Below are 3836 nucleotides of genomic sequence, written 5' to 3'. Positions count from 1 at the left end.
CGGGTCGGAGACGATGGTGATGCGTTTTCCCAGGCGGCTCTGGAGTTCGAGGAGGCCGTCGCGTTTGACGTTGTTCAGGTAGTCGCCGACCTCCGGGTGGAGGCGGACTTCGAGTGTGGCGACGTTTTTCTGGTGGACGAGAAGGCGGACGTTGCGCATGACCTCCAGGGCCATGGACTCGGGGGTTTTGATAAGTCCGGCGCCTTTGCAGTAGGGGCAATCCATGTAGGTGGCGCGTTGGAGGCTGGCCTTGACGCGCTGGCGTGTCATTTCGACGATGCCGAACTTGCTCATGCGGAGCATTTGTTGTCTGGCGCGGTCGCCCTTGAGGGCGTCGCGAAGGGTTTTTTCGACGTGCCGGCGGTTTGCCTCCTTGTCCATGTCGACGAAGTCGATGACGATGACGCCGCCGAGATCGCGCAAGCGGATCTGGCGTGCGATTTCTTGGGCGGCCAGGGCGTTCAACTGGTGGGCGGACTCTTCGGCGTCTTTGCCGTGGCGAAACTTGCCGCTGTTGACGTCGATCGCCACCAGCGCCTCCGTCTGGTCGATGACGATGGTTCCGCCTCGGGGCAGGGGGACGATCCGGCTGTGGATCTGTTCGAGGGCTTCCTCGAGGTGGTACTTGTGGAAGAGTGGGACGGTGCCGTCGTAGAGTTTGGCGCGGTTGGCGTGGCGGGGCAGGGCGATCTTGAGGAACTCGACGACGTGCTTCAGGACGGGTTCGGAGTCGACCCAGATGGTTTCGGTATCGAGGGTGAAGATGTCGCGGAGGGTTCGGACGACCAGGTCGGATTCGCGGAAGATTTCGGCGGGCGCCTTGGCGCTCTGGGCGCTGGAGCGGACGACCTTCCAGAGACGAACCAGGTAGTTCATGTCGCGCGAGAGGTCGCGCTTGCCGCGGTCCTGGCCCGCCGTCCGGAGGATGAAGCCGAGGTTCTTCGGCGGGTTGATGGAGGCGAGGAGGTCGCGGAGTTGTCGGCGGACCTTGTCGTCCTCGATTTTGCGTGAGACGCCGAGGCGCGGCAGCGAGGGCATCAGCACCAGGTATCGGCCGGGGATGCTCAGGGCCGTCGTGACGCTCGGGCCCTTGGTGCCGATGCCTTCCTTGGTGATCTGGACCAGGAGTTCGTCGCCCTGGCGGAGGATTTCCTGGATCGGGAGGCGGTGCGGGCCTCGGCCCTTTTTCTCGCCGTCGGCGTCCGGACGCTTTCGGCTGGGGTACGCGCCCGGCACGAGGTCCGAGGCGTGGAGGAAGGCGTTCTTCGGCAGGCCGATGTCGACGAAGGCGGCCTGGATGCTCGGCTCGATGTTGGTGACGCGTCCCTTGAAGATGTTGCCGACGCGGCGGTCGGTGCTGGCGCGTTCGACGTAGATTTCCTTCAGCGCGCCGTCTTTGACGATGGCGATGCGGCACTCTTCGCCCTCGAGGACGTTGATGAGCATTTCCTGCGTCATGTCCGTGAAGTCCTTTCGCGTAGCGGGCGCCGCCTCATTCTACAACGCCACTTGAGCCTTTGCGCGGTGGGTCTCCCGACCCACCGCGCGATCAAACGGCCTTGGCCGGGCGCTGTTCCGCAGCCGCAAGCCGTAGCGCGGGGGTTTATCCCCCGCGCCCTCTTGCGCGGGGCACAAGGCCCCGCGCTACAGTTTTTTCTTTTGACACCTTGACGGCCGTTCTCCTCATGTAAGAAAGGGGCCCTCTGGGCTGCGGTTAAGAACACAGCGTAGTAGTATTAGCGTTTACCGCTTAGCGTTTTGGCGTCAGCCGAGGCGGATGGCGGTGCGGCACACGTCGGCCCGGGCGACCGTCTCCGAATCCAGGTCCAGCAGCCGGAGAACCTCGTCCGGCCGGACCGTTCCGTTGGGGCCGGTTCGCACGACCAGTCGGACGGTCCGGCCGTCGGCTTCGAGGCGCTCGATGAATCGGCGGGCGTCCAGGTGCTTGTCGCCCGTCGGCCGATGGCGGACCACCGGCGCTTCGGTTCGTGCAAGCAGCCGTTCGATCCGCCGCTCCAGGTCGGCGACGTCTTCGGGCAGGCGCGCGACGTACTCGACCGCGGCGGGGTGCGCCTTGTCGCTCGGGCGCATCAGGTCCAGGGCGGTCACCTCGATGTCGGCCGGAACTTCGCCGCGCAAGGCCTGGAGGACGGCGTCGGGATTGACCCAGTCGGCGAGTTCGAACTCCAGGAGTTCCGCCTCGGAGGCCGTGCCGACGCTGCGCGGTTCCACGAGCGACATCTTCGGGCGCGGATTGAACCCCTGGCTCATGCGCAGGGGCAACCCGGCGCGCCGAAGCGCCCGCTCCCACAATCGCATCATGTCATGGTGGCTGAGGTACCGCTTGTCCCCGGCCACACGAAACCAAAGTCGCAACCGTTGGCGAAACACACGACCCCCGTCCGCTCCAGGCCCGGCCGCCGGTCCTTTTCAGGACGCTGGGCGGCTCTTCTCAGATGAGTTCCGTCTTGCCCGGCACGGGCACGGGCGGCGGCGTAAAGGGCCCGAAGGCGTTCCAGTTCTCGGGACCGAGCCGGAGTTTCGACGACTCGGTGGCCCATTTCCAGGAGAGTTCCCGGCCGGTGTAGGCGGCCATGCGGCCCATGACGGCCGTCATGGTCGACTCGGCCACCTGCTTGGTCTCGTTGTAATGCGGACCATCGCCCTTGATGCTCGCGAGGAAGTCCACGTGTTCCTGGACGCCGGGGTTGGGGTTCTGGCCCTGGTAGTTCCATTTCGTCTCGCCGGAGATGTCGCCGTTGCAGTTGGAGGATCCCTTTTCGCCGACGACGCGTTCGCTGACGCGGCCGGCGCCCCCGGGCCAGTGCGAGCAGTAACTGGCGCAGCGGACGCCGCCGGGGAACTCGTACTCGACGGCGAAGTGGTCCCAGATGTTGCCCGGCTCCTCGCGGGTCTGGCGGCCTCCGACGGCCACGCACTTCTCCGGAGGCGACCCGAGGGCCCACAGCATGATGTCGATGTTGTGGATGTGCTGCTCGACGATGTGGTCGCCGCAGGTCCAGCACCAGGCGTACCAGTTCATGACCTGCCACTCGATGTCGGACATGTTCGGCCCGCGCGGCCGGTTGTGCGTGACCGGCCCGCCCATCCAATAGAATTGGCCGCCGACGACCTTGCCTATCCGGCCGTTGCGGATCTCCTCCAGGGTGGCCCGGTACCGGTTGGAGTGGCGCCGCTGGGTGCCGGCGACGACCGTGAGTTTCTTCTGCGTGGCCATCTCGTGGGCCTTGATCATCTCGCGGTAGCCCCACGGGTCCACGCAGACGGGCTTCTCCATGAACACGTGCTTGCCGGCGGCGATGGCGGCGGGGACGTGATGGGGCCGGAAGCCCGGCGGGGCGGCGGTGACGATGGCGTCGACGCCGCTCGCGATGACCTTCTCGTAATTGTCGAACCCGCCGAAGCACGCCTCCTCGGTGGCGTCTACCGTGGCGCTGAAGTTCTGGTCCTTCTTCAGATTGTTCATCGAGTCCTTGGCGCGGTCCCCCCACAGGTCGCCGAAGGCGACGACCTTGACGGCGGTGTTGCGCTGCTTGGCGGCGTTGAGGAAGTCCCGGATCGCCCCGTTGCCGCGACCCCCGCACCCGATCAGGCCGACCTTGATCGTGTCCGAACCGGCGGCGTAGATGTGGCTCGTGCCGAGGCTCGATACCAGGGCGGCGGCCGACATGGCCGCCGATGTCTTCAAAAATTCCCGGCGCGAAACCTCGCTCCGGCTGCTCCCGCTGGATTCCTGCTCGTGCATCTTCATGGGCCATCTCCTCTCGCGGCTTCCTTGTGCGTGGCGGACGGCGGCCGTTACACCGTTGCCTTTT

3 protein-coding genes are annotated in these 3836 nt (G+C 65.9%); all 3 read right to left on the bottom strand.

The window, feature by feature from the left end; translation table 11 throughout:
- Positions 1-1458 (bottom strand): Rne/Rng family ribonuclease (locus NTX40_04190; protein ID MCX5648284.1); only part of this gene is annotated, 1458 nt, incomplete at its 3' end.
- Between the two features lie 306 nt (positions 1459-1764).
- The gene (locus tag NTX40_04185; protein MCX5648283.1) at positions 1765-2391 is read right to left on the bottom strand and encodes a TIGR03936 family radical SAM-associated protein; all 627 of its coding nucleotides are present in this window, start codon (positions 2389-2391) and stop codon (positions 1765-1767) included.
- 61 nt (positions 2392-2452) lie between these two features.
- Complete coding sequence (locus NTX40_04180) at positions 2453-3772, bottom strand: Gfo/Idh/MocA family oxidoreductase (GenBank protein ID MCX5648282.1); 1320 nt, start codon at positions 3770-3772, stop codon at positions 2453-2455.
- Positions 3773-3836 lie beyond the last annotated feature (64 nt).

Source organism: Planctomycetota bacterium (assembly GCA_026387035.1).
GTDB lineage: Bacteria > Planctomycetota > Phycisphaerae > FEN-1346 > FEN-1346 > JAPLMM01.
The sequence above is the reverse complement of the archived record's forward strand: the minus strand, read 5'-3'. Positions and strand labels throughout refer to the sequence as shown.

What these genes read in the sequence shown, in the direction of transcription:
- NTX40_04180 (MCX5648282.1), bottom strand. Translation starts at nt 3,772, where the DNA reads ATGAAGATGCACGAGCAGGAATCCAGCGGGAGCAGCCGGAGCGAGGTT.